Origin of the sequence: Lentzea terrae (assembly GCF_003265345.1) — a bacterium.
GTDB lineage: Bacteria > Actinomycetota > Actinomycetes > Mycobacteriales > Pseudonocardiaceae > Lentzea > Lentzea terrae.
In genome coordinates this window covers 182192-208746 of the sequence record NZ_QFWW01000021.1, presented here as the reverse complement: position 1 = coordinate 208746, position 26555 = coordinate 182192, and the positions used below count along the sequence as shown (strand labels likewise).

Below are 26555 nucleotides of genomic sequence, written 5' to 3'. Positions count from 1 at the left end.
GCCCAGCCAGCACCTCCAACCGTCCTGTCCGATGCCCCAAGACCACCACCCCAACACCACGGACATCGTGATCCCACCAACTCCTGCCCACCACCGCTGACCAGCGCCAACCGTCAGCCAACCCCCCGATTTTGGCCCACGGCGACGATCATGTAATCTATGCACACCACGGCGCGAGCCGAGGCAGAACTAAATACGTCCGGGTGGCGGAATGGCAGACGCGCTAGCTTGAGGTGCTAGTCCCCGAAAGGGGGTGGGGGTTCAAGTCCCCCCTCGGACATTCTCTTACCCCACGGGATTCATCAGAATCCCGTGGGGTAATTCATATTTCGACCGTTTGCACGTCGTCACACCGGTCCAGCGCAAGCGTCGGCTGGACCGGGCGACGGGCAGGCGCCACGGTCTTCACCATCGCTGGATCGGATCGAATTTCAACGCTCTGGTCGTCATATTGAATCTGCAGGCCTTGCTTGCGGACTTGATCGACCAACTCCTTGCACATGCCCTGGTCCACAAGCCCAGCGGGCCGTTGGAGTAGCCGCGGCAGTGCCTCAAGCAGGTGATCTTCTCGGACGTAGAAGTTTCGCGGTGTGCCGTCAGGGCGCCGCTTGACGCTGGTAAAACCATGTCGGCATCGATAGCCCGCTCGTCCATGAACCCAATGCCCGTCCATCCGACGGTCACAAAGCCCACACACGACAAGCCCCGCAAGCAGATAACTCCGCACCTCGCCGTCCTTGGCAGGCTTGGCTACCCGCATCCCCTGCGCCGCCAGGAACGTCTCATCGTCCACGAGCGGTTCGTGGGCGATCCGCTCGGACACCTCCCACTCGCTGACCGGGTTGTATCGCAGCACTCCAGCACCGCGGCCACCCGTACGCCCACCTGCCCCGTGTCCTGTTGTGCTACTTCGATTCCAGACCTGCCGGCCGGTATAGCGCGGATTCTCCAGAATCATCGCCACAGTCCGGACGATCCACCGCTCCCCTGACCTGTGAGGGTTCCGCTCACGGTCTGCACCCGCGGGACACGCCACACCACGCTCATTGAGCTCCCGCGCCAACGACGCCACAGTGCGGCCGCGGGCACGCTCGGCGAACATCCACCGAACCCACGGCGCAGTCACCGGATCCGGCGCCAACACCTGCACCCGCCGACCCACCGCCCATGCACAGGATTCGGATGCCGACCACCATCAACAAGGCGATACCCATACGGCGGCCGGCCACCCAGAAACCGCCCCTGTAACCGCGTTTGAGACCGCATAGCCGCCAGCACCCGCTGACGGGCCCGTGCCACCTCACGCTGCGCTTGCGCACCCAGCAACACCATCAACGCCTCGTGCACCGGGCTCCCGAGTTCCACCGGGCCGCCCGCTTCCGGCAGCCACACCGCAACACCGAGCGCGTTCAGCCCAGCCACGACCTCGCGGAACTGATCACCGTAAAACGCACGCTCGTATTCACCGACGACCACCGCGTTGAAGTCACGACCAGGATCTGCAGCGATGGCCAGGAGCGCCGCTGCTTCTGGACGGTCTTGCCACGACCACCGCCGCGACACACCCACATCAAAGTACTCCGCGACAACCGAACCGATGCCGTCGATCAGCTCATCCGAAACGGCACGCTGCCACGCACGCGACGTCTGCACATCCTGGAATTCGCTCGTCGACATCCGGCCGTAGAAGGCGAAACGCAAGCCAGGCTCCTCAGCCTGCGCCACTGGACGACGGCGTCCAGTCAACGCGGCAACGAGTTCGGTATTCGTCAGCGTGGCCACAGTCAGCTCCCTCGGTCAAAACCGAGACCCAGACGCCAGAGGTGTCGTGACGACGTCCTGCCCATCTCCACCCGAACAGACCAAGAGCGAGCCACACCAGACCTCGGCTGGCGGCAGCTCGATCGGCAGAGCCCTCTGCCAGGCAGCCTCCCGACCCTCGTGGGGCGGGAGGTGCTCTTATCGTTCCGAAACACGCGCGCCAAGTTCCGCATCGACGCCAGGTCCGGCTTCTCGACTCCGTGGGAGGTCTTCCCCGGCGGCCTGAACACTCGCGGCTATGGCCAGCTTGCCAGTCCTGACGTAGACCGTCATCGTCGGCGCGCTCACCCCTGCTCGGCCCCAACGTGCGGCCACCAGGTGACGCTCACCCGTAGGTCCCTGTCACGGGTCGGTAGACGGCGAGATGATCAGGTGCATGTCATGGACCAGCGAGGTGTCCGGCCGGCTCGACGGTCCTGTGCTGCAGGTCGGCGTGCTGGTGGGTGACGTGCAGCTCCCCATCGTCCGGCAAGGACAGGTGGGCCATCGGCCTCGCGAACCTCCGCAGCGCCGAGACCCGGCCGACGTCGCGGTCGGCTGCAAAGTTGCCGACCACCGTGGTGCTTGCCCACAGGGACGCCACGCCAATCGACCGTTCCCACGGCCACCAGGCACAGCAGCGACACGATCATCTGAGCATGCTCTTAGCTAGGGAGAGACGCATTACACGCTGCGGTAACGATCTTTCGTGCGGCACTGGGTAACCGATGCGCCCGTCTTCGCGATGTTCAACATCGGATCACAGCGACAGGATGGAGACCGGCAATGACCAGAGCGCAGAGCCACGGGCTGGGCATCGGGAACGGCAGCATCATCGATTACGGTGATGGCATCATCGAGTACCGACAGACTGGCAAGCTGCTCCCGGCATTCAGGGTCAACATCGCCGACGTCACCGGGTTCTCAGTGCGCAAGGCGACCCGGCAAGACCGGAAGAATGGCGCAAGCGCGCTCCAACAGATGCTGACGTTGCAGGGCAGCGGGACAGAACTCGCAAGTTGCCCGGTCAACCACGGGACTTCGGCGAAGATCGAGGCGTGGATCCGGGCGCATCCGTCCTTTCGTGGAAACGTTCCCCAGAGCGTGCCCGGCGCACCACAGGGCACATCGCCGAGCACCATCGCAGATGATCTTGCAAAGCTCGCACGGCTGCGCGACGACGGGGTCTTGTCACAGGAAGAGTTCGCCCAGGCAAAGGCCAAACTGCTGTACTGACCGCCGGGCCAACTACTTCTTCTCGTCCGGCCAGGAAGGCGCTTACCGGTGGCAGAGTGTAGCCGTCGGGTTCCTCCGCGCCGCGCTCACCGCGAACCCGAGGGTGAGGCCGGATAGCCGTTGTGGCGTCAGGTCCATGTAGACCAGTCCGTTCGCAGCGGACCAGTCCATGGTGGACGGGTCTTGCTTCAGGCGGTAGGAGATGGCCATCACCAACGGGGTCCGCACGGTGCCGGTGTCCTCGTCAATCGTGTTGCCCAGGTGGACGCCCTCGCCGGCGATGGAGAGGGTGGGTGGTTCGTGCTTGTCGGGTCGTTTCCCGGTGGTGCTCACTGCCAAGTCCGTTCCCTCACGAACCAGATGAGATCATCTTGTCCCGCGAACCAGACCAACTGTTACCCATCGCCCCCTCGACGAACTCCCTCACGCCATGGTCATGACACCACTTTGATCAGGAGGGAGACCAGGATGAACTGGTCGACGACGCCGCTCGGCGTTGGAGCGGCTCATCGAGTGACGGTGCCGGGATGTCACAGGGTACTGGTTATCGTGCCGAGCGTCGTCGCGGGCACGCGGCTGCTCGACCTGCTGCCCTTGCTCAACGCCGACTACCGCGTGCAGGTCTTCTTCACCCGGCCAGAACCGTCCCTCCACACGGAGATGTTCATCCGGATGATCGGCGGGCTGGACATTCCGTGGGAACAGGCACTGCAGCACGAGTTCGACCTCGTTCTCGCAGCTAGCTACCGGTTCATCGACCAGGCGCCAGGCCCGGTGCTGGTGCTGCCGCACGGCGCGAGCGCGCTGAAGTCGCGGATAAGGGTCCGGCACACGGCGGAACCAGTGCACGGCCTGGACCGGCAGCTGCTGATGCGCGACGGCAAGGTGCATGCCGCGGGGATCGCGCTATCTCACGACGACGAGTTGGCGGCACTCAGCGCCTCCTGCCCTGAAGCGGTGGCCTCTGCAGTCGTCGCCGGCGACATCTGCCTCGACCGGATGCGTGCGAGCCTGCCGTTCCGCGACCGGTACCGCCACGCACTGGGGGTGCAGACCGACGAGACGCTCGTGACGATCAGTTCCACCTGGACGACGGAGTCGACGTTCGCCCGTTGCCCCATGGTGTACCGGGAACTGCCCAGCCTGGCCAGAGTGGCGGTGGTACTGCACCCGAACGTCTGGGCGGTGCACGGCGCCTGGCAGGTGCGGGCCTGGTTGGCCGACTGCGGCGTCATGGTGATCCCACCCGAGGCGGGCTGGCAGGCGGCGATGATCGCGAGCGACGTCGTCGTTGGCGACCACGGGTCCACCACCCAGTATGCGGCCGCCATCGGCAGGCGCGTACTGCTCGCCACCCTTCCCGAGGTCAGGAAGGGCAGCCTCGCTCACGCCCTGGGCGAGATCGTGCCGATGTACGCGGGCGACCTGGACGAGGCCGTGACCGTGCCGGGATTCGCCGATCTGCTCAGTTCTCGCCTGGACCAGGCCGACTCGATCCTGCGCTCGACGATGTACCGCCTGCTCAGCGCGCGCGAGCCCGATCAGGAAACGCCACTCCCGCGAGTACCGCTGCCGAATCCCCTCTCCGAGGACCACTGACCGAACGTCACCGGTCGAGAGCTCGAAGCTGGTCCCTGGTCCGCTCCGCGCTCGGGTCGAACGACTCCCCGTAGCACCCGAGTGCGGCACGGTAGTGGTCACGGGCGAGCGGCAGATCACCCTGCAGCTCGGCGATTTCCCCAAGCAGTTCGAACGCGTCGGCCACGTGCAGCGGTGAGCCGGCTCCCCGGACTACTCCCAGCACGTCATCGGCCAGCGACAGGGCATCCGTAAAGCGGCCGAGGCGAGACAGCGCGCGACTCCGGAACATCCTTACCCGCGCCTTGTCCACGACGTCGTCGAGCGACTTCTCCGCTTTCCTAAGCTCGGCGACGGCCTCATCGTGTCTGCCCATGTCAATCAGCACCTCGCCGACGCGGCGACGGGAGAGACCGATGCCACGCGCCCATCCGTGGCGCACCTGCACGTCGACGCTCTCGCGGAAGTAACGCAGCGCCTCGTCGAACTCGCCGCGCAATCGATGTACGTGCCCGAGCTGCATCAACGCTTTCGCGCGGTTGCCGAGGTCATGGTCGGCCGCGAGTTCGAGCACCAGCCGGACCTGCTCGACGACCTCGTCGAAGCGACCCAGGTTACGCAACGCGACAGCCAACTGGTTGCGCAGGCGTGCTTCCGCCTCCCGCTCCCCGCAATCGCGTGCGGACTGGACCGCAAGTTGGTGGGTGAACAACCAGTCCGAGTAGTGGTGGCGCCGCTGGAACAGCGCGGATATCGCCTCGGCGAGCTGCCAGACCAGGTCGGGCCAGCCTCGGTCGTGCGCGGTACGCAACGTCTGCACGAGGTTGTCCCGCTCTTGGTCGAGCCAGTCGAGTGCAGCCGCGCGCGAACCGAAAGCGCCGGAGTCCACCGTCCTGAACCGCTCCCCCACCCACCTCCTGGTGGGAATAGCGGCGGCACCCGCGTTCACGGCCCGATCGAGATAGCACTCCACCGCTCGCCGCACAGCTGCGTCCGCCTCGGCGTCCCCCTGCCCGCGGGCATGCACGCGCAACAGGTCGTGGAATCGGAACAGGTCGTCGCCAGCCTCGATCAGCAAGTTCTTTTCCACCAGGTCGATGAGGTCGCGTTCTACCTCTTCGACGTCGTCCGCCACCATCGCCGCCGCCACCCCGGACCCGAAGCTCGACCCGGGATGCCAGGAAGCAAGTCGGTAGAGCCGAGCCTGACGCGACGGAAGATCCACATAGGACAGATCGAGGACCGCGCTCACGGACGCGGAGTCACCCAGGTCCAGATTCGACAGGCGACGGTTTTCTGCTCTCAGTTCGTCGACTTCTCGCGCTAACGTGCGGTGTGGACGGCGGAACAGGCGGGCGCCGATCACACCGAGTGCGATGGGCATGCCGCCGCACAAGTGCGCGAGCTCGCGGGCGGCCTCAGTTTCGACCGACAACCGACGTTCACCCACCGCCTTTTCGAGCAGTTCGACCGACGCCCGCACATCCATCGGTTCGACGTCGACGAACCGTGCGCCGTCCATGCCGAGGGAGCTCAGTCTTCGACGGCTCGTTACCACCACAACGCAACTCGGCGAGGCAGGCAACAGGGCACGGACCTGGGTGGCACTGTCCGCGTTGTCGAGCATGATCGCGAACGACCTGCCAGAGGTCAGCGAGCGGAACAGGGCCTGACGTTGCGGCAGGCTGGGTGGCACGACCTCGACACCGAGCGCGCTGAGGAACCATTCCAGCACCTCGTCAGGACGCGCAGTCTCGCCGTGAGCACCGAGATCGACGTAAAGCTGGCCGTCCGCGAACTGGTCGCGAGTGTTATGCAGCCAGCGCAATGCGAGCGAGGTCTTTCCCACACCACCAGGGCCGCTCACGACGACAAGCGGCTGCTGTTCCGTTCGCGCGCGATCGAGATCGGTCAGTTCCTCAACGCGACTGACGAACGTCCTCGGCGCGGGCGGCAGCTGTTGCGGCACCGGATTGCCAGGTGGCGCGGAATTGATGTTTACCGAACCGATCGATGCCGCCTGCACCACGGCGCCGTCAACCGATCCGGACACGGAGTTCTCGCTCATCGCCACCCCCTTGCTCACGCTACAACCCTTGCACAGCAGAGCAATGCGAACGCGCCGTACCAAGTCCAGTCCACCCCGGAGCGAATCGGCGTAACGATCGGGGCGAGTGCTACGACGTGGCAGGCGAACTCTGTGCGTGCCGAAACCCGCGTCCGCGCAGGTTAAGCGACCTCGCGACACTCGTGGATGACTCCACCGAGACGGTCCTGTCTGTCTATGGTGAGGTGTTCGATCTGGTCGGGTTCGAGTCTGCGCAATGGATACGGTCGGCAGCACTAGGCGATATACACACCGGGATGACGCAGTGCGGTGAACACAGCAGACTGCTCGACATGCGGGCAGTCTCGCAAGAAGGACTGGCCCGCTTGCGACGCTCCACCGCGGAAGGAGCAGCTCCATGAGTATCTGGTGGTTCGCCCTTCTTGGAGGACTCGGCGGATCACTTCGCACAGCAATCGACCTGTACGGGCAAGTGATCGCTTGGCACGGCGCTCGCCGGAAGCTGCGGCCAGTGAGCGGAGGACGCCGTAAGACGAAATCGCGCCCGATGTTGTCCGATTACATCGACTTAGTGCCTGAAGCCGTCGCCGCCAGCGTGCATATGCTCTTGGGAGCCGCGGCGGGCGCGCTGTTCGGAGGAACTGGTCAAATCGCCGGTGCTTACGCGACGGTGTTGGTAGGAGCGTCCGCACCTGCCCTGTTGTCCCAACTCGGACAGGTCAAGGCAGTCCGTCAAGCTGTGTCGGGAAGCAGAACTTCCCCAGGTGGTACCGAGGTGGCCGATGCAGGCTGAGTCTGTGTGGCGACGTTCGCTGAAGCTTGCTCTCGGCATAGACCGCACAACAACGCACGAGCGCGTGCGAAGGGGTAGCCGGGATTACAGCCTGAGTCGACGCGTTATCGCGGCGATTCTCGGAATCCAATTGCCGCAGAACAGCAGCGCACGCGTCGACATCGTCGGCGAGCCAGAGGTTCGCACCTCTGACTCTGCCAACGAAGCCACGGCTGAAGGCAGCATCCTTGGCCATGTGAGAGCTCGACCTGAACGGACGAGGAGAATCGGGGCGTCCGACTCGGCAACGTTCGCCACCGCCGTCACCACCCGCGACAGGTTGGGGCGAGAGCGGCTTTCGCGTGAGTTACGCCGGTTGCGCACCGAGGCGAAGATGACCGGCACGGCCACCGCCCGTGCCACCGGGATGAGCCAGTCAAAGCTGTCGAAGATCGAGAACGGCATGCTGCTCCCGTCCGTCACCGACGTGGAGCGTCTCGTCGCAGAACTAGCCGCGACGAGAGAGACGCGCATCGAACTGGTCGAACTCGCCAGGTCGCTGCACGCGGAGGCGGAGACCCGCCGCGTCGTGCTGCACCGAGGGGCGCACCGCCACCAGCAGACGATCAGCCGCATTGAAGCGCAGGCGGCGACAATGAGGTTCTTCCAGGTCAACCTGGTGCCTCAGCTGTTGCAGTCCGAGCCCTACCTGCGGATCGTGCTGGGGACGATGCCGCAGTCGGAGCAGGAGGCCGCCGTGGCCGCGCTGCGGATACGGCGTTCCCGCATGGACGATCTGGCGAAGCAGTTCGTGTTCTTGATGTCCGAGGGCGCGCTGCGCTGGCGGATGGGTTCGGCGGACCTGATGGCGAAACAGGTGGAGCACCTGGCCGCGATCCAGCGCCGCCCGAACGTCCGGCTCGGCGTCGTGCCCTGGTCGGCGGACGCGAACGTGGTCGCCCTGCACGGTTTCCACATCTACGACGAGCGCGTGGTCACGGTCAGCGTGCTCACCGGCAACGCCACCATCACCGACCTGCTGGACGTGCGCGAGTACCTCGCGTTGTTCAGCCGGCTGGAGCGGCTGGCGGTGCGCGGGGAGGAGCTGCAGGCACTGCTGGAGCGAATCGCCGAGGACCACCGGAAACGGGAGTGACCGCCGCTGCACCACCCGCCAGCCGAGTCCTTGTGGACCTCCAATCACAAGCCCCCGTCCGATGATCTCCACCGGATCGCCGTCAGGACGACCGCCGTAGCCGCTGCCAACGCGGAACAGCACGACCAAGCCGAGAACACTGTGTTCACCCGCCTGCTCCCCGGCAAGGACTTCGTCGGCGCCCTGTACGTCGCGTCGCTTTCCTGCGTCGCGGTGAACCCGGCCGGGCATGGCGCGTCATCGAGGCCACCGAGCACGCCGCCCGCTCGAGCTCACGGAACGTGGATGAACGCGCACTCCTGAAGTGGATCGACGTCATCACCGGTTTCGGGGACATCGACCGCGCCGAACCGCTGGTCGCACGCTCCTGGGTCCCGAAATCGGTGCGGCGGCCTGGCAACGACTCGCCGAGCGCGACGCCCAGGAAGAGAGATCGGTCAAGCTCTTGATCAGAGCGAGCTCGCGCAACGTGTACCACGGCACCGCGACCTCGTGCCGCAGCGCCAGTCTGTGGTGCGACGTTCGATCTGGTGCACATGACAAATCATTGCCATCCGTAACGGCGTTGGCGTGGCGTCCGAATAATTGGCTGCGAGCGTTCACGGCGCCGCGGCACGGGCATCAGCTCGCTCGCAGCTCCGACCGGTTCTGACCGCCTGGGGGTGTGTTGAGCGAAGTCGTCGGTGAGCTCGCACGGGCACAGGAAGCACTCGAACGGCCCACTCTCCGCCTTCTGGACGGAAAGTGGGCAGCGTTTCGCATCGCCGTGTTCCGCTGCACATTCACCCGCGATCGCCGGTCGATCCAAGCCGACCGACTGCACGTGCAGGTCGACTCGTTTCTCACCGAGTTCCAGCGCGAGGGCGTGGAGGTACCTCCGAACCTGAACGGCCGGGCGTTGTGCAATCAGTGGGTCAACGACCAGTGGCTGTTCCGGGACAACGACTCCGACAACAGCATCGTCTACTCGCTCACCTCGTCCGCCCTCGAAGCGCTCGACCTCGTGCAGAGCCTCTCCCGGGACCGCGTGCTCGTCTCCGAGTCGCGGCTCACCACGATCCTCGACACGGTCCGCAGGTGGGCGTTGGAGGCCTCGCCGGACGCACAGGCGCGCATCGACCGCCTGACGGCCCAGATCAAGGAGCTGGACGCGGAACGCAAGCGCCTCCTCCAGGGTGGCGAGGTGGCAGCGGCATCAGACGAGCGGATGCTCGACGGGTACACCAACCTGATCGACCTGATCGGCCAGCTCCCTTCTGACTTCAAGAGGGTCGAGGAGTCCGTGCTCGACATGCACCGCCGGATCCTCCGCGATTTCCGCGAAGAGGAGCGTCCGGTCATCGAGGTGTTGGACGAGTACCTCGACAAGCAGGACCAGCTGGTCAAGGGAACGCCCGAGGGCAGAGCGTTCGACGGCGCCTTCGTGCTGCTGCGCGACGACGCGCTGCTGTCGGAGCTGCGCGAGAACGTTCAAGTCCTGCTTGATCACCCGGCCTCCGACGTGCTCGATGTAAGGGACGTGCAGGAGATCCGCGGAGCAGTCTCGGTCATCCGGCAGGGCATGAAGGACGTGCTAGCGCAACGCCGACGGCTGACGGCGACGTTGAAGGAACACATCGTCAACCATGACGTCCTGCAGGAGCGCGAGCTAGATCGCGTGCTGCGCGGGATCGAACGCGAGCTGGCCACATGGATGGAAGCAGCTGGTCCCCGTACGACGGTACCCGTCGAGCTGCTACCTCCGACGCTGAAGGTGGGCCACCTCAAGGAACGATTCTGGGATCCGTCCTCGGCCGCGCCACCACCGCCGCTCGAAGAGCCGGAGGACGACGACGCTGGGAATCCGCCATCCATCGAGGAGCTGCGGATGCAGGGAGGCCCGTCGCTGGACGAACTGCGCGACGCCATCATCGAGTCGTTCGCCAGAGGCGATGCCACCACTCTCGGCCGGCTGTTCAACCACCTCCCGTCGTCGCTGCGGCGCCCGGTCGAAATCCTCGGACTGCTGCACCTGGCCTCCCGTGTTGACGCCCTCAAGGACGACACTGGCACGGAGCTCTTCGAGGCAATTCGTCCTGACGGTGAATCTCGCCGCTTTCTCGCTCCTGCCGTGTCACTCACCGCTGCCGACGTGGCGGCTCTCAGGGGCGTCGACCTGGAAGGGCTCTCCGATGTCTGAAAGCCCGCTCGACGAAGACTTCCAGCTCGCTGAGTCCGATCTCGACGACGAGTTCCTGGAGGAGGACGGCTCCGACAGTTCCACGCTCGCGCTATTCGACGGAGACACCGGCGGGCTTTCACTCGGGCAGCGGCGTGCGCTGGTCGCGCTGATGAAGAACAGGTTCATCTCGTCCTCGCTGAACCCTGCCGAGTGGCGGGCGATCCGTGAGGACCCCGCGCCCATCAAGGCGCGGTTGAACGACATGTTCCTCGACCTGCACGTGGATCTTTCTTACGAGGTGGCGTTCAAGCGGCAGGCCGCCTCCGACAGCGGGACGCGGGAGTTCCCGACGCTGTTGCACGACACGCAGTACACCCGCGAGGAGACCATCGCGCTGGTGTTCCTGCGCCACCGCTTCCAGAACGAACGCGCGTCTGGGCACGAGGACGTGACGATCGAGCGGGACGACTTGATCACGCACATCGCGTCATTCCGGCCAAGCCACGCGACGGACCGCTCCGGTGACCGATCACGTACCGACAAGGCCGTCGAGAACCTCATGAAGGCGAAGGTTCTCAGCAGAACCAACGACTCCGCCCGGCTGCGGATCTCCCCCGTGATCGCGGTCCTGCTCCCGCTGCCCCGCCTGCACGAACTCTGGGAATGGCTCAAGAACGAGAACGGCACCACGGGGAGCGACGATGAGAATGACTGATTCCAGCTCTCCCCTGTTCTACCTCGCCGGCGCCACCGAAGGGACCACCCAGTGGAAGGCCGAGACCCTCCAGCTCGTCAACTGGGGTGGCTTCCACGGGCACAGCACCGTCACCTTCGCGCCGACCACCACACTGCTCTCCGGCGCTTCTGGCACCGGCAAGTCCACACTGCTCGACGCGTACATCGCGCTGATGATGGACTCGAACGTGCCTTTCAACGGCGCATCCAACGACGCCACCGTCGGCAGGGCCCGGAGCGCGGACCAGCGCAGCCTGATCTCGTACCTGCGCGGCAAGACCGACACCAGCCGCAACAGCGAGGGCGACCTCGCCGACGAAGTGCTGCGCGGGCACAACACGCCGACGTGGGGCGCGCTCGCCATGTCCTTCGTCGACGACAACCAGCGCAGGTTCACCGTCGCCCGGCTCTACTACGTGCCCAGGGCCGCGGCCAGAGACGGCGAACTGGTCCGCAAACTGTGCACTGTGGACGGAACGATCGATCTTCGCGCCGCAGAGCAGTTCGCCAAGGACAAGTTCGACAAACGTGCCGTCGAAGGCCGTTTCACCAACCTCAAGATGTACAAGTCGTATGACGAGTTCTCCCAAGCCTTCTTCAGCAAGCTCGGCATCGGCGCGAACGGAGACGGAGGCAAGGCTCTCCGGCTGCTGGCCCGCATCCAGGCAGGGCACCAGGTTCGCACGGTCGACGACCTGTACAAGTCCATGGTCATCGAGCTGCCCGGCACCTACGCGGCAGCCGACGACGCGGTCGACCACTTCAAGAACCTCGAAGACGCCTACAAGGCCATGGCAACCGAGCAGGCGAAAGCCGACGTCCTCCAGCACATCCCAGGGCTCTACAACGACCGCGCACAGGCGCTAGAGGCCTCCTCGCTGCTCGACAGCCTCGGCTATCATGAGCTCGGCGACAGCCCTTTCAGCCTCTGGAAGCTGTTCACCGAGGACCAACTCCTCGAGAAGGCTGAGGACAACAACCGGGACGCCCGGAACAAGGCGAAAGATACGAAGGCCGAAGCCGAGAAGAAGCTCGAAGGTCTCGAACGAGACCACGAAGAGATCTCCGGGGCGCTGCGGGACAACAGCTCTCACAACATCGTCATGAAGATCGAAGCCGACGTCGCCAAGCTACGCCTCGACTTCGACGAGGCGACGAAGAATCGCGCTGTGTTCGACCAGAAGACCGCACGGCTGGGGTTGCCGGTCGAAGACGAGAACGACTTCGCCTCGGCACAGCAACTCGCCCAGGAGTTCATCAACGGGTTCGACGCGGTGCTGTCAGAGCACAGCGAACGCGGGATCGAACTTCAACGCGTCTTCTACGAGCCCAGCCAGGAGAAGACCAATCTTATCAAGGAACGCGAGTCACTGGCCCACCGGGACGGCCGGATGGACCCCTTCCTCCATGAGACTCGGCTGCTCATCTCCAAGGCCACCGGTATTCCACCAGAGGATCTTCCGTTCGTCGGCGAGCTCATCGATGTGCTGTCAGAACAGAGGAAGTGGCGCAAAGCCATCGAGACCACGCTGTTCGGCCTGGCCCGAGTCCTCCTGGTCGACGCCGACGAACTGGACCGCTTCTCGCGCGTCATCGACCCCCTGCAGCTTCCTCGGCGGTTCAACTACGAAGGCGTCGATGTCGGCTCGTTCACACCCCGCCGGCTGAACCCCTCTTACGTGTCCGGCAAGCTCGCATACAAGGACACGAAATTCTCGTCGTGGGTGCAGGAGCGTCTGACCGCACACAGCACCGACGCCCTGTGTGTTGACTCCGCCGATCAGCTGGGCGGATCGCAACTTCGCGTCACCGCCAACGGTCAGACCCGCCAGGGCCGATCCGGGGCACACGGCGAACTTAAAGCGCCCTACGTGATCGGCTTCTCCAAAGAGGAGAGGCTCGCCGAGATCGCCGATCGGATCGATGAACTCGACAAGATCTTGGACGGCATCAGCAAACAGCTCAACGACCATAGAGACGCGTTGACAGCACTGCTTGCTGACAAGAGCGCTCACGAACACGTGCTGGCCACGCAGTGGAAGGCCATCGATCCTGACGGGCTCCAGGCCACCATCTCCGAGTTGGAGCAGCGGAAAGAGCACATCCTCGGTTCCGACGACTCGCTCCGTGAACTGCAGAACCGCCTGAAGGCTCTCGAATCGGACATCAAATCGACAGGCGGCGACGTCTACGCCGCCAAAGCCGACCTCACGCGTCTTGGCGAAGAACAAACCAAGATCATTAAACGCAAAGACTTCGTGGTAAGCCAGATCCAGCGCATCGAACAAGAACAAGCCGTCTCACTGACAGACCAGCAGAAGACCTACCTGGACACCGAGTTCGCGGACGTGGCGAACATCAAGGACCGTGCGAGCTTCCCGGATGGCGTAGACCGACTCAAGAAGCAGCTGGCCAAGAACCGCCAGGCTGCGCAAGGCAAAGCCGACAGCCTCAAGCGCGAGCTCGAAGCCGTCTTCCAGCGGTACCTGGACAACTGGGAGGATCCGAACCTGTCGGCCTCCGTCGAGAACTATCCGTCGTTCCGGAGCATCCTCGACAACATCATCGCCACCGGTCTGCACGAACGTCGTCATGAGTGGGCCAAGCGCCTCACCGACTGGTCAGGCCAGGACCTCGTCCCGCTCGCCGGCGCGTTCAGCAACGCCATCGACGACATCCGCAACAGGCTCGCCCCGGTCAACGCGATCCTCAAGAGCTTGCCGTTCGGAGCGCACCGGCACCGACTCAAGATCGACCTCCGTGAGCTGAACCAGGACGACATCGTGAAGTTCAAGCGGGAGCTGAAGATTCTCTCGCGAGCCAACACGGACGAGTTCTCCGACGAGCAGATCCAGAACTGGTTCAAGCGCCTGCAGAAGTTCATGGCTCGGATCCGCAAGGACTCCGACGCGAAGAACAACCGGGACCGTCTGCTCGACGTCCGCAAGCACATCGAGATCACCGCGGTCTCCTACGACGAACACGGCCAGGAGCGGTCAACCTACGCGGCACTCGGAGGCAAGTCGGGCGGTGAGACCCAGGAGTTGGTGGCGTTCATCGTCGGCGCCGCCCTGCGCTTCCAGTTGGGAGACGAGGCGCACGAGCGCCCACGCTTTGCTCCGGTGTTCCTCGACGAGGGCTTCGTCAAGGCGGACAGCGAGTTCGCCGGCCGCGCGGTCGACGCGTGGAAAGGCTTGGGCTTCCAACTCATCATCGGGGCCCCGTACGGCCAGTTCACCGCGCTCGAGCCACACGCGGACAGTGTGCTGTACATGGCGAAGAACACCAAGGGCCATTCCTCGGTGAAGCTGATCTCCCCCACGACCTCGGTGGCCAAGGCTCAGGGCGAGGTATCCGCGTGAAGACGCCGGACAAGGTCGTCGCCGACATCCGCCGACGCCTGGACCGCACATGGGCGGCCGATATCGCTGGGATCGTGGTCTCGTGGCCTCACCGGTTCGCGATCGCAGCCCCGAAGAAAGCACAACTCGAGGACGGCTGGACCAGCACCTATCAGCCACTGGTGCGGCAGTGGCGCGACTGGGCGAGGACTCAGCCCGTCGTCCTGCACACCGAGGCCCGGCGGGTTCACACCACCATCCAGGACATCCCGGCTCACCTCGAGGTTGCAGCGCTGAGTTCGGCGGCACAGGTTGTCGGCGAGGAGTGGACTCTCCGCTTGGACCGTGCGCAAGACCGCCTCGCCGTGCTCGTCGAGCGGTTCCCCACAGCGGGCGGGCTGGACCGGATTCTCAAGGCGGTCGACAGCTATTCCGGGGTCGACTTCGACTTGCTGATGAAGGTCGCCGGCTGGTTCCGGACCAACGACGCCACGGGGCTCACGCCTCGCCAGGTCCCGGTGACCGGCATCCACGCAAAGTGGCTCAACAACCGTCACGCCTTGATCGCGGAGCTGTCCAGGCGGGACACACTGGGCTTGCTGCCGCGGCATCCGACCCGCATTCACTTCACCTACCTCGATCCGGAGCACCTCGCCGCTGGCAGGCGAAAGCACGACTCAGCCACCGTCGGCGACTCGTTCGTCCCTGCCTACATCCCCGAACTGGTGATCATCTCCGAGAACAAGGACACCGCGATCCACTTCCCACCGCTCGCCCGCGCCATCTCCGTGGAAGGCGAGGGTTTCGGCGGCAAGTCCGCAGCAGCGTTCCCGTGGCTGATCGACGCTCCCCGTCTCTTCTACTGGGGCGACATCGATGCGCACGGCTACGAGATCCTCAACGGCTGGCGGGCTGACGGGGTACCGGTGCAGAGCATCCTCATGGACCCCGCCACCTACGACAGCTACGAGCCGTACGGGACGAACACCGACCAGAACGGCCAGCCGCTCCGGCCCGCCCCGCCCAAGCCGCTGCCGCACCTGACGTCTGCCGAACGAGCGGTTTACCACCGCCTCCTCGATCCAATGTGGTCCGGTCACAGACGGATCGAACAGGAACGAATCCCGCTGCGGACCGCGGTCACCGCCCTCACTGCGAACTAGCGCTGTCCTGTTCCCCGAGGGTTACTCTGGATTCGACCTCGGCGCGGTCGGGCAGCTCACCGTCTTTACGTGCAGACAATTGTCACGGACTCGCGCGCTTCACCGTGACAACGACACGGAAGACAACCTGGAGCCGCCGGAGCCCGTATCGCAAACGGGATCGTACGCACCAAAGTTGTCAGTCTGGCTCGTGAGCGACGCGGTCCTATGCACTTCCTGCCGAACTCGCCAGAACGCCTGGGGGCAGCCCCTCAGCCTGTCTGTCCGCGAACACAGCCAACGCTTGATCGACCCTGTGCCGCTCGGAAAGTCATCGCTGCAGCTCAAGCTGCATATCGATACTCGTTGATCACCCCGCCGAGGATCCGCGTGCGGACGGGTCGACGGCTAGAGACGTCAAGATCATGCGCCGCTCCGGTGTGCTCTTGGACGTCTGGCGGTAGCTGGTCGCGGGCCTGGTGAGGCCGGTGCTCGTTGTAGTGCGTTTGGTATGCCGCAAGTACTTGACGCGCATGGCCTTCTCCCATGATGAGGACGTGGTCGAGAATCTCGCGGCGGATGCTGCCGATGATCCGTTCGCAATGCGCGTTCATCCGCGGAGCTCGAGGCGCAATCGCAATCACTCGCAGTTCCTCTGCCTCAAATACGGCGTCGAACGCGTCGCCATACTTACCGTCGCGGTCACGCAGCAGGAAGCGAAGGGACTCCATCCGCGCCCCGAGCTCGCTGGCCAGGTTCCTTGCCTGCTGCACCGTCCACTCCCGCGTCGGATGCGCCGTGACGCCGGTGATGTGCAAGCGCCTGGTGCCGTGTTCGAGAAACGCCAGCGCGTACAGGCGTGCTCCGAGCACGGTGTCGATGTGGAAGAAATCCGCCGCGATGATCCCCTCGGCCTGCGCGGTCAGAAACTCCCGCCATGTCGGGCCGCATCGCCGCGGCGCCGGATCGATGCCCGCGCGGTTCAATATCTCCCAGACCGTCGAGGCACCCAGGCGATGACCAAGCCGAACCAGCTCGCCATGGATACGCCGATGACCCCACCGCGGATTCTCTCTAGCAAGTCGGAGCACGAGCGCCTTGATCGCTGCTGCGGTCGATGGACGTCCGGCGCGCCGGCGCGCGGTGTGATCCCACTTCCGGGCGATGAACCTGCGGTGCCAGCCGAGCAACGTGCCAGGGGTAACCGGGAAGACCTCCTGCCAGCGCGAGCGATGCACCTGTCTCGACAGCGCGGCGAACCAGAACCGGTCCGCGGGCTCGTAACGAACCGGCCCGGTCAACTGCCGACGAAGCACAACGTTCTCGTGCCGCAGAACAAGAAGCTCCGCATCCTTGGCCGCCTCACCTCGAAGCAGCACCGCCGGAACAGACAGCAACTTGCAGACCACCCGATACAACAGCGAACAGACCACCCAGACATGCTCTCAGCTGGGAAAACCGGACCGCTCAGAGCATCGATGACTTTCCGGGCGGCACAAGCCCAGGCGTCGCGCGCAAAACGTCCGCAAGGACAGCTCTCCCACAACACCAAGAACGATGCCGCCCGCTGGACGCACAGATGAATGTCGTCCGGGGCGCATCTACCCGCCAATCAGCTTTCGTACACGTGCGATATACCGGGCAACGTCAGCATCAGCGAACCCGGCGACCACCACATGGCTGGAAGAAGGTCGTTGGAGGACAACGGCTACCTTGAGTGAGCGGAGGACCGCTGAGTGCGGCCCAGGGCTGCTCGCGTGACGAGATGATGGTCCGAGGTACGTTGTTCCGACTCGGCCCACCGCTAGCGATTGTGAAGCTCCCTCAGATACATCTGAATCTTAGCGATCAACGGATGGTTTTCACTGAGAGCTCGCCGAGCACGTAGAAGAGTCTCTTCGAGTAGGCGTTGCGATTTTTCGAGCCGCCCTACTTTCTTGTACATGGATGCCAAGTTTGTTGCCGACATCAACGTATCAGGGTGTTCATCTCCGAGAATATTTTTGCGCGCCGCAAGGGTACTTTCGTGCAGTGAGATTGCTTCGTCGAATCGTTCCGCAGACCCGAACATCACTGCTAGGTTATACGCCGAAATCAGCGTATCAGGGTGATCATACCCGAGCTTTCTCCGACGAGCAGCAAAGGTCTGTTCAAATAGGGTGACAGCTTTGCCAAGTTGTCCCGTTTCCTTATAGGCGAAGGCCAGATTGTTTGCGGAGATGAACGTGCCGAGATGCTCCTCCCCTAGAATGCGCTTGCGGTCAGCAAGGTTTTTTTCATAGAGGGGGATGGCCATGTTTGACTGTCCCGCAGAGGCGTAGACGAGACCGACATTGTTGACTGCCGTTAGCGTATCGGGGTGATCTGCTCCCAGAATCCGTTGATGGGTCGCCAACGATTGTTCGACCAAGGGGATAGCCTTCTCCGGTTCCCCCGCAGACTCATAGGCAAGAGCCAGATTGTTTACTGCGATAAGCGTTTGCGAATGGTCGTCACCAAGCGTTCGTCGACAGCTCACCAGGGAATGCCCCCCTAAGGTGATGGCTTCGCGCAGGCGACCTGCACAGCGGTAAGCGGTCACGAGCCGGGCCGCGGACGCCAGTGTTTCATGCCCATCAATACCAGTGTGGGCTTGACTATCGCTGTATAGGATTTCAGCTAGCACGACCGCGCGAGCAATCGATTCGGTAGCAATAAGGTGATCAATGGCCCACCGGCGCAACTGTATCAACCTGGCCAGTTCGTCTTGAACATGGCATTGCGGGTCGATATTGCTCCAGAGCGCATCAATTTGGCGCACAAGCTCATCACCTCGGCCGCGGAGGCTCCAGGCTTCGGATCTTTCAATGGTCAATCGACCGAGACGGTCTCTTTCTCGGGCTACTATTTTTTCGTACGCGCCATCCATTCTGCGATGGTCGCGGATAACACGTTGGACTAAGCGATGAATGATCACTGTCAAGCTACCTGCACCGGCAAACTCGACGATGGAGGCCTCGGACAACTGTTCCAATTCGTCGTCGACTGACGTGACGTTCCGCCCGGCCGCGAGCACCTCGTGGGACACACCGTCAGGTGACAACATCGCTAGCGTTTCGAGCAACTCGCTGGCCTTGAACGGTTCCAGGGCTATTAGGATCGTGGTTGCTGCGCCATGCGGGTAGGAGTCGCCGTCGCGGCGAGTCAGATAGCGGTCGACTGGGAACTTGCGGAAGCGGTCTAGATAGGTGGCGTAGCTCCAGCCTGCTGCGCGGATGCGTGCAGCGGCCTGGGCCAGCGCAAGCGGCAAACAGCCGACCTCAACGGCGAGTTCCCGGGCGCCGCTGAGGTCGTTCAGGCCAGTCGCCTCGCGGAGGAACCGCAGCGAGGTCTCCATGTCAAACACATCGACTGGCACCGGCAGGCCCAACCTGTCGGCACCACGAATCGTGCTGGTGAGCACGACCTGGATGGTTCCGGCCGCAGGCAGGTAGGGCCTGATCGCGTCCATCTTCTCAACGTTGTCGAACACGAGCAGCGCCGGCTTGTTGATGGTCTGTAGGTGGTCGCGGACTCGAGCCGCCGTGGTTTCCGCGTCATCATCGGGCCTATACAACTTCAGCCGCTCGGCCAGGTTGACCATTCCTGCCTGGACCAGGTCGGTGGATTCTGCGCCGGTCCACGCGACGAGCCAGCCGTCCCGGACGCGCTGACGTGCGTAGGCAGCCGCCACCTGTGTCTTACCAACACCGCGCTGGCCGGTGACCGCGCACACTACGCAGATCGAGCCCCCCATCACTGCCAACTGTGCGACCTGGTCGGGAAGCTGGAAATTTGGCGGTTCGTGCGGGATCAAGCCAACTACCACCTGTTCATCGGCAGGCGGTGTTAGCTGAGGATGGATGTGCACTTCGTCGATGTCGCGCGCCTGCAGCAAGATGCCCGACACCGCGCCGGTTACTGAGTTTTGAGGTGCTGGCTCGGCGGACTTCTCGTCCCGACCAGCCCACCAGGCGAGCGGCAGCGTCAGCATGGCGCTGGGGATAGCCGCAATGCCGATCGCGTCGCCGGTGGAGCGCCCCAGCCTTGCACAGAGCCACCATGTGCAGACGAATATCGCGGTGCCTGAGGCGATGGCAATGAGCCACTTCAAGGTGCGCGGCACTGAGATCGCCTCCTCCCCGACGGCGTCGCCGGAATCTTTCCCGATATGATTCGACGTCGCCGATCGGTCGTCGTCTTTCACCCAGCCTCCTATGGCCGCCTGGGGCCTGTATGTTCTCACGGCCGGCACGAGGCCCGTCCCGCGTGACCACTACTCGCCGGGCGCATGGTCACCACCACTTGCCTCGCGTTTCGCCGTCCGTAGAGGCGATCCTGACCACGGTGGCGTTGTCATGCAACGCATCCACGAGGTAGGCGCCACGAAGGTCAGCTGCCTGGAGATGTGCACCTCGGAGATCCGCGCTGGCCAAGTCCGCGCCCTGCAACTTTGCAGCCAGCAGGTCCGCGCCCCGAAGATCGGCTTGGGCGAGGTCGGCCTCACTGAAATCGCCGCTGATGAGCCTGGCGTTGCTCAGACGGGCGCGGGTAAGTATTACGTTGGGCAGTCTTGTACTCCCCAAATGCGCGTTGGTGAGATCCGCGCCACCTAGGTTGTGTGTTCTGGCCGAGCACCACGTGGAGGAGTTGCCCAACAGCGATGCCGTCGACTACCTGTTTGTCCGCCTCGCCTCGATGATCGCGTTCGTTCTTCGGCGGACCGGCCGGATGAGCGTGTAGCGACGCGGCACCGACGGCCTGCGGCACAACCACCCACCATGTCGGGCGCCCCGTGGAAAGGGTTGCGCCGCAGAGCAGACTCGTCTCGATCGACGCGGGGTAGGAGCTTTCGTCCTCGTAGAGAAGTGGGCCGAAGTAGTAAGGAGTCCGGCGCTCGCCTCGCGCTCGAGAGCGCGCCGCGCAGGCCGAACTCGGCGGCAAGTTCCTCGGAACCGCGGTGGCGGCGCACGTACTGTTCGCGCAGCTAGGGCTAACCAGAAATGTCGCCGGTCCGGCTAGCCGTGGTCCGGCCGAGCACGTGTCCTTCCTCGCCTCTCGGCGACGAATCGTAGTACCGACGGATGCCCGCAAGTTGACACCTTTTTGGCAATGAATTCCGGGACAGGCGCGACGAAGATCCAGGCGTGGTGGACAACCGGGACGTGTGGCGCCTGGCACGGGCGAAGTTCGGAGAGATGCTGTCTGGGCTGCGGCGCGACGCCGACGTCACCCAAGACGAGCTTGCAGCGATGAGCAAGACTGGACTGCGACTTTCCAACCAGGCGTTCTCCGACCTGGAGCGCGGGATCGGTGCCAGGCCTCCCAGGGAGGACGTGGTGCTGTTCTACTTGGGCCACTGCCTGCCACGGTGGCGGGCGAGCGCCGCGCTGCGGGAAGAGCGCCGGGCTGGCGTCCTGCGGGAGTTCTCCACGCTCGTCGCGATGCACGAGCGCCTCAAAGAGCTGGACGTGAAGCTGCACGCACCGGCGACGAACCAGGATCCCGCTCACTACATTTCGAACTCGGTGTCGGGGACCGTTACGGGACCCGTGGTCCAGGCCAGAGACATCCATGGGGACGTACACCTGTCCGGGACACCTCAGCGGCAGGTAGAGGAACCATCCGACCTTACGGTGGCCATTAATTCACTGCACTCGATGTCAGGCGGCTGGCTCCATGCATTCGGTCGAGAGAACACCCAAGTGGCCGAATCATTCGCTGAGGAACTCGAACTGCCTGGCGGCCAGGCCAGCATGGACGCTCTCTTCGACCGCAGGCTCCGGGCCGGCGCCTTCGTGCTGTCACACCCAGGACTTCCGGCGTGCGCGGTGCTCAGCCTGTTCAACCCTGGCAGCATGCATGAGGTGGTTGTGCGAGACGTGCTGGTGACAGATAAGACCGACGGGCCGATAGTCGACGGAATCGCATACCTGATCGAAGCCGGCGGGATGAACGACGACCCGATCACGTTCCATCTCGACTCCTACTTCCCCGTCGCCAGGCTGATCGAGAACGGTATCGACAAAGGTCGTTACTTCGTCTCACGGCACATCCGGGTGGCACCCGGCGAGCACGTGATGCTGCCGCTGAAGTTCGACGCAGAAAAGTCGTCGCACACCTTCAAGCTCACTGTCCTGTACCAAGTCCGCGGCCAGCAAGTCAGCACCGTCGTGGACTACCACGGCCAGCCTTTCCGCATCTCGCCGACAGCGCGCTCCCAGGTCAGCGCCGGGTATGAGGCGGCCTACGCCTTGACCTACGACGACAGCGGAGCGCTCAGGCTGAACGCGCTCGCAGTGGCAGACTTGCCGCCCTGGCTCGAGTGACAATCTCCACGACGAACTTCGCGCCCCTGTCTCAGGCACGTACGTCTGACGTCGTCCCATCCTTCTGCCATCACTCGAGCTCATCCTCAGCCCTGACCGCATCCGGGTGATCTTGCCCCATCGTCCGCACGCAGGTCTGATGAATCTCCACCAGCATGCTGACCGCGTCCTGAACCCGTCCGGCTGCTCCCAGCCGGGACGCGAGCAAATACCTGGTCGTCAACGTGTATCTGTGCCCTGCGCCGAACTCGGCCACGTCTTCACCCAGCATCCTGGTCAGCTCCTCGATGTCCTTCTGCACCCTCTTGTGTGCCTGTCCACGCCAATAGTCGAGATCGGCACGCGCCGCCGTGCTCCAGTCGGAGTTTCCATCGGCAATCTCCTCGAGCATGCGCACGGCGCCCGCCCGGTCACCGCACTCGGTCCGGTGCCACACCAGTTCGCGCTGAACGGATTCCAGTGCCTGCGGATTGCGCCCGTACACGGCGATCTGGTCGACGTAGAGTTCTTCCAGCAACGCCGCCGCGGTGGAGACCTCACCGATTTCGGTGTAGAGGCGGGCGAGGTGCAGGCGGTTGTCGAAGGCGCCGGGAGTGCCAGGACCGTAGTATTCGCGGATCTCGATGAGCTTGCGCCGCAGCGAGGCGATCTCCCGGCGGACGAGTTCCACGTCAGTCCGGTTGCGTTCGGCCTTCCAGCTCACCATGGCCGAGCGAGCTTGTTTGGTGTCGGGGTGGCCGGCTCCGAGCAGACGCGCGCGGTCGTCGTAGAGCTGCCGCAGGGACGTCTCCACCCCGCGCCAGGCCCGCCACCACTCCTGCCGCACCGAGGTCTTGACCTGCGCGCCGGCATCGCTGACACCGCGCCACCGCACCAGTTCCCGCTCGGCGGCTTGGCTGCGCAGGCGCGCGAGCATGCCTCGCGTGAACAGGACGTCGGGGTGGTCTGTGCCGAGTGCGGCGATCTGGTCCTTGACCAATGTCTCGACTTCGACCAGCGCCCCGAGCAGGTCGTGCGCTTCCAGGCGCCAGGACGCGAGGTAGCGGCGGGTGCGGAACGTGTCGCGGTGGCCGGGTCCGAACAGGCGGAGCTGGTCCGCGATCACCTTCTCGTACAGCCGCAGCGTGCGCACCGAACCGTCCGCTCCATCTTGGCTGCGCACGAGGTCACTCAGAACCCTCAGCACCACGGGATGGTCGTGGCCGAGCGCGGTGAACGACTCCACGGCGAGATCGTGGAGCTCGTCTGGATCCATCGTGCTGCCGTCATACCCACCAGAGAACTCGGCTGCGAAGCACCGCGTCGCAAACACCGCCTGGTGGTTCGCGCCCACCAAGGCGGCCAGTCGAGGCAGCAGCCGCCTGAGCTCGAAAGTGGCACCTCCTGGATCCCCGTCCGCCTCACGCCAGCAGGCTGCCTCCACTCGTGCGACATACACCGCAACGTGGTCGTCGCCCAGGTGCTGCATCGCCTCCTCGCCGAGCTGCTCGAAGTACCGCAGCGCTCCGGACACATGGCCGGCCTCGCCGAGGCTGGTACCAGCGAGGAACAGCACCTCGTGGTCGCCGGACGCCCAGAGCCCCAAGCCCGCCTCGGCGTGCAGGACTGCGCAGTTCGCGCGCAACGCCTGGCCGAGCGCTGGATCATACGCGGCCCGCGCCCACATCTCGCACAGCGAGGCGGCCACGACGCCCGGAAGTCGAGCACGTTCGTCGTCGCTGAAGTCGTCGCGCGTCGCCCGTTGTACCAACGCGTGCACGCGGGCCATAGCGGGCTCGGACTGCAGATCGACGGTCACGAGGTTGAGCCGGTGCAGACAAGTCATCGCCTCCTTCGCCAGATCCGCTGTCACGCGGGTTCCGGTGACCGCGGAGAGGTGCGTCAGCGCTCTGGCGAACGCTTCCACGAGGATGCCGTTCGGATCCAGGAGCGCCATCAGGTTCAGCACGGGTCTGGAGAGGCCGACCGGCTTCAGCCGGTCCGCGAGCTCGACCGACAGGGACCAGGTCGTCGCGAGCGTCGCCTTGTGCTCGTCTGGCAGGTCCTCCTCGGAGGGCACCAGCTCCGAGAGCCTCTTCCTGCGGTCCTCGAACCGCGCTCTGTACCCGCTGCAGGACAGCTGCCGGTCGAGCATGTACGCCACGGCCTGTGACAGCGCGAGGGGGAGGTGGCCGAGCGCCGTCGCCAATTCAGGCACCGCGTCAGCGAGCAGTGGCCGGTCTTGAAGCTTTGCTTTGAGGTAGGCCGACGACTCGAGCGGGGTGAAGAGCCCGACCTCGACCATCCGGCGGGCGTGACCTCGTAAGGAGGCGTCCCTGCGCCGCGTCGTGACGATCACAGAGCCCGTCGGGTGCGCCGGTGGCCACAGATCGCGCAGGTCGTCGGGCTTGCGCAGGTCGTCGAGAACGATCAGTCAACGCGACGATCCCACGGTGAGCGAGGACAGGAACCGGCCCGCGGCGACGGTAGGATCCGGTTCACGCAGAGTGAGCAGGTCAGCGGCGAGCCGGGCATACATCGCGATGATCTCGTCCCTGCTCGAAGCGGTGATCCACACGAGCAGGTCCAGCGCGCCGTCGTCCCACAAGGTCTGCGCGTAGTCGGCGGCGAGCTGCGTCTTCCCCACCCCACCCAACCCGGAGAGCACGCTGGTATAGACATGATGGTCAGAAGTCAGCACGGCGACCTGACCGTCGGCGAGCGTCTCGGCGAGCTTGGACGAGATTTCGCGACGCTGGAACCGGTCAGCCCTCTCCGGCACCCGGCCCGCCCGGTACGGGAACTGCACCACCTGCACCGCTGCGTCAGTATGCACGTTCACGTCACCGTGAATCACGCCCGTCTGCACCACCATCTCGGCGTTTTCAACGGTGTTGATCACCTGGAGATCCCGCTCGTCCGGAGGCTTTGGCAGTGCCACCTCGCTGACCCCCTGCCGGTGAGTGAAGTTCGGAGGATAGCCGCTCGGCCGAACGGTTCGACGTGCACTTTCATCAGTTAGTTCTCCGCCGCCACACAGGTGCTTGTTTCCACGTCCCGTGGCATTTTTAGCCGCCACGAGCGGTCGCAACAGCCAGGTAACGACCCATACGATGCCAACGACAGTGACAAGTAGGAGATCGGTTTCATCATTAGTGAAATGGTGGCAACGTGGCGGACGTCGAGATCGCAGTTGAGTTGCTGGTCGTATGGATGACCCATCCAACGCGCCTTGGGCGTGACCACGCAGTCGCGAACCAGAACGCGACGTCCGACCTTGCTCTCCGCGCGTTGCATGATCTCGTCGCGGCCAAAATGCACGGGGATCCGGCGCTCGAGCGACTCGAGCTCGAAGCGACTGGATCCGGCGAGGTTCGCCCTCGCACACGGACCCGGCTGGCAATGGCTCTCGAGGACGCCACCGAGGACGATCACCACTTCGGGAAAGAATTGGAAAGCGCACTTTCCGAACTCCGCAAGTCAGGCCTCCTCAAGAAGGAGAGCCACGGAAATGTCACCAACCAGATAACCGGCAATGTCAGCGGCCGAGTAGTACAAGCGCGCGACATCAACGGCGGCGTAACCTTCCACAACGACGGAAAGGGAAGATGACGTCCCGTCAGATGGCTGAGGGGCTGGCGGAGTGACGGACGCGTGGAAGAACGAGCTCGTCGCGTTCGGCCGCAGGCTCCAGAGCCTCCGCAAGGCGAGCGGGCTCACGCAACAGGGCCTGGCAAACAGGATCCCCAGCAACACCAGCACAGAACTGCCGGTGGAGCAGGCTCGTGCGCACCCGTCCCGGCTGCTCCAGCCGCGGCTCACCGTGGTGCCGTTCACCGGGCGCGACGACGCGCTGGGCGAGGCGGACACGTGGCGCGGCAGCACCAAAGCGGTCGCTGTCCAGCTAGACCGCGGCGGCGAGCGTGCACGAGACCGTCCTGTCCGCCACCGCGCTCACCACGACCGGTCCCTCCCACGCGGGGGCGCGTGGGCGGGCACCAGGTGTGCTGGCGGTACTCGCGGAGAGCGCCCACCGCTACCCGCACCTGTCGACCGAGGTGATCAACCCGCTGCTGACGACAGACCCCGGGCTCCTGCTCGTGGCTGGCCCCGTGGCAGCCACCCGGCTGACCGAACTGGCCCAGCCTCGACACCGCCTTGCCGAGACGGCGGAGGTCCCGCTCACGCGAACCGCGGGACGTGCCACCTCGACGTCGCCGCCACCGCCGTGGCGCAAAGG

The 26555-nt window shown here is 64.5% G+C and carries 19 protein-coding genes, 1 tRNA gene and 1 pseudogene; 11 read left to right on the top strand and 10 right to left on the bottom strand.

Annotation, left to right across the window (positions count from 1 at the left end; translation table 11 throughout):
• Positions 1–197: 197 nt before the first annotated feature.
• Positions 198–280: transfer RNA gene (locus DI276_RS26265), tRNA-Leu, on the top strand.
• 42 nt (positions 281–322) lie between these two features.
• On the opposite strand, the gene DI276_RS26260 is transcribed toward DI276_RS26265, so the two are convergent.
• The 3 genes from DI276_RS26260 to DI276_RS26250 all read right to left on the bottom strand — a co-directional run bounded on the left by DI276_RS26260 (position 323) and on the right by DI276_RS26250 (position 2404).
• Positions 323–1102: a recombinase family protein gene (locus DI276_RS26260; protein ID WP_157984953.1), complete on the bottom strand. Its 780-nt coding sequence runs from the start codon at positions 1100–1102 to the stop codon at positions 323–325.
• A gap of 20 nt (positions 1103–1122) precedes the next feature.
• On the bottom strand, positions 1123–1782 hold the full coding sequence (locus DI276_RS26255; protein ID WP_157984952.1) for a recombinase family protein: 660 nt from the start codon (positions 1780–1782) through the stop codon (positions 1123–1125).
• Between the two features lie 418 nt (positions 1783–2200).
• Positions 2201–2404 carry a hypothetical protein gene (locus DI276_RS26250; protein WP_112267970.1) on the bottom strand — a complete coding sequence of 68 codons (204 nt, stop codon included), beginning with the start codon at positions 2402–2404 and terminating at the stop codon, positions 2201–2203.
• Between the two features lie 182 nt (positions 2405–2586).
• On the opposite strand from DI276_RS26250, the gene DI276_RS26245 reads away from it, so the two are divergent.
• Positions 2587–3036, top strand: coding sequence for an SHOCT domain-containing protein (locus DI276_RS26245; protein WP_112267968.1), 450 nt, complete (start codon positions 2587–2589; stop codon positions 3034–3036).
• A 42-nt stretch (positions 3037–3078) separates the two neighbouring features.
• Here DI276_RS26245 and DI276_RS26240 read toward each other — a convergent pair whose 3' ends face one another.
• Entirely contained in the window at positions 3079–3369 is a 291-nt protein-coding gene (locus DI276_RS26240) for a hypothetical protein (RefSeq protein ID WP_112267966.1), read from the bottom strand.
• 216 nt (positions 3370–3585) lie between these two features.
• On the opposite strand from DI276_RS26240, the gene DI276_RS26235 reads away from it, so the two are divergent.
• Positions 3586–4635, top strand: coding sequence for a hypothetical protein (locus DI276_RS26235; RefSeq protein ID WP_232836924.1), 1050 nt, complete (start codon positions 3586–3588; stop codon positions 4633–4635).
• A gap of 7 nt (positions 4636–4642) precedes the next feature.
• Here DI276_RS26235 and DI276_RS26230 read toward each other — a convergent pair whose 3' ends face one another.
• A complete protein-coding gene (locus tag DI276_RS26230; protein WP_198680915.1) occupies positions 4643–6700 on the bottom strand; it encodes a tetratricopeptide repeat protein in 2058 nt (685 codons plus the stop codon).
• A gap of 1010 nt (positions 6701–7710) precedes the next feature.
• Here DI276_RS26230 and DI276_RS26225 point away from each other — a divergent pair.
• The 6 genes and pseudogenes from DI276_RS26225 (at position 7711) to DI276_RS26205 (ending at position 16010) form a co-directional block, all read left to right on the top strand.
• Positions 7711–8610 carry a helix-turn-helix domain-containing protein gene (locus DI276_RS26225; RefSeq protein ID WP_232836923.1) on the top strand — a complete coding sequence of 300 codons (900 nt, stop codon included), beginning with the start codon at positions 7711–7713 and terminating at the stop codon, positions 8608–8610.
• 667 nt (positions 8611–9277) lie between these two features.
• Complete coding sequence (locus tag DI276_RS26220) at positions 9278–10789, top strand: DUF3375 domain-containing protein (protein ID WP_157984951.1); 1512 nt, start codon at positions 9278–9280, stop codon at positions 10787–10789.
• Complete coding sequence (locus DI276_RS26215) at positions 10782–11486, top strand: DUF4194 domain-containing protein (protein WP_112267956.1); 705 nt, start codon at positions 10782–10784, stop codon at positions 11484–11486. The genes DI276_RS26220 and DI276_RS26215 overlap by 8 nt, the downstream gene beginning before the upstream one ends.
• Positions 11473–11661: pseudogene (locus DI276_RS53455) on the top strand (ATP-binding protein); the annotation flags it as partial. The gene DI276_RS26215 and the pseudogene DI276_RS53455, both read left to right, overlap by 14 nt.
• Before the next feature lie 312 nt (positions 11662–11973).
• Positions 11974–14868: an ATP-binding protein gene (locus DI276_RS26210; RefSeq protein ID WP_232836921.1), complete on the top strand. Its 2895-nt coding sequence runs from the start codon at positions 11974–11976 to the stop codon at positions 14866–14868.
• Positions 14865–16010: a Wadjet anti-phage system protein JetD domain-containing protein gene (locus DI276_RS26205; RefSeq protein ID WP_198680914.1), complete on the top strand. Its 1146-nt coding sequence runs from the start codon at positions 14865–14867 to the stop codon at positions 16008–16010. Before DI276_RS26210 ends, DI276_RS26205 begins: the two co-directional genes overlap by 4 nt.
• Before the next feature lie 323 nt (positions 16011–16333).
• Here the strand turns inward: DI276_RS26205 and DI276_RS26200 are convergent, their stop codons facing one another.
• The 3 genes from DI276_RS26200 to DI276_RS52400 form a co-directional block, all read right to left on the bottom strand.
• A complete protein-coding gene (locus DI276_RS26200) occupies positions 16334–17422 on the bottom strand; it encodes an integrase core domain-containing protein (RefSeq protein WP_112267950.1) in 1089 nt (362 codons plus the stop codon).
• Between the two features lie 371 nt (positions 17423–17793).
• A complete protein-coding gene (gene fxsT / locus DI276_RS26195) occupies positions 17794–20214 on the bottom strand; it encodes an FxSxx-COOH system tetratricopeptide repeat protein (protein WP_112267948.1) in 2421 nt (806 codons plus the stop codon).
• Positions 20215–20302: 88 nt separating this feature from the next.
• Complete coding sequence (locus tag DI276_RS52400) at positions 20303–20665, bottom strand: pentapeptide repeat-containing protein (RefSeq protein ID WP_408610578.1); 363 nt, start codon at positions 20663–20665, stop codon at positions 20303–20305.
• 489 nt (positions 20666–21154) lie between these two features.
• On the opposite strand from DI276_RS52400, the gene DI276_RS26185 reads away from it, so the two are divergent.
• On the top strand, positions 21155–22336 hold the full coding sequence (locus tag DI276_RS26185) for a hypothetical protein (RefSeq protein ID WP_112267944.1): 1182 nt from the start codon (positions 21155–21157) through the stop codon (positions 22334–22336).
• A 70-nt stretch (positions 22337–22406) separates the two neighbouring features.
• Here DI276_RS26185 and DI276_RS26180 read toward each other — a convergent pair whose 3' ends face one another.
• Together DI276_RS26180 and DI276_RS26175 are read right to left on the bottom strand one after the other, a co-directional pair.
• Positions 22407–24620 carry a tetratricopeptide repeat protein gene (locus tag DI276_RS26180; RefSeq protein ID WP_112267942.1) on the bottom strand — a complete coding sequence of 738 codons (2214 nt, stop codon included), beginning with the start codon at positions 24618–24620 and terminating at the stop codon, positions 22407–22409.
• Between the two features lie 129 nt (positions 24621–24749).
• Entirely contained in the window at positions 24750–25217 is a 468-nt protein-coding gene (locus DI276_RS26175) for a hypothetical protein (RefSeq protein WP_112267941.1), read from the bottom strand.
• 269 nt (positions 25218–25486) lie between these two features.
• Here DI276_RS26175 and DI276_RS26170 point away from each other — a divergent pair, with 269 nt between their 5' ends.
• On the top strand, positions 25487–25927 hold the full coding sequence (locus DI276_RS26170) for a hypothetical protein (RefSeq protein WP_112267939.1): 441 nt from the start codon (positions 25487–25489) through the stop codon (positions 25925–25927).
• The last annotated feature ends 628 nt before the right edge of the window (positions 25928–26555 follow it).

Coding starts and splice junctions, on each gene's coding strand:
- DI276_RS26260 (WP_157984953.1), bottom strand. CDS start 1,102: ATGTTCGCCGAGCGTGCCCGCGGCCGCACTGTGGCGTCGTTGGCGCGG.
- DI276_RS26245 (WP_112267968.1), top strand. CDS start 2,587: ATGACCAGAGCGCAGAGCCACGGGCTGGGCATCGGGAACGGCAGCATC.
- DI276_RS26215 (WP_112267956.1), top strand. CDS start 10,782: ATGTCTGAAAGCCCGCTCGACGAAGACTTCCAGCTCGCTGAGTCCGAT.
- DI276_RS26180 (WP_112267942.1), bottom strand. CDS start 24,620: ATGGTCGAGGTCGGGCTCTTCACCCCGCTCGAGTCGTCGGCCTACCTC.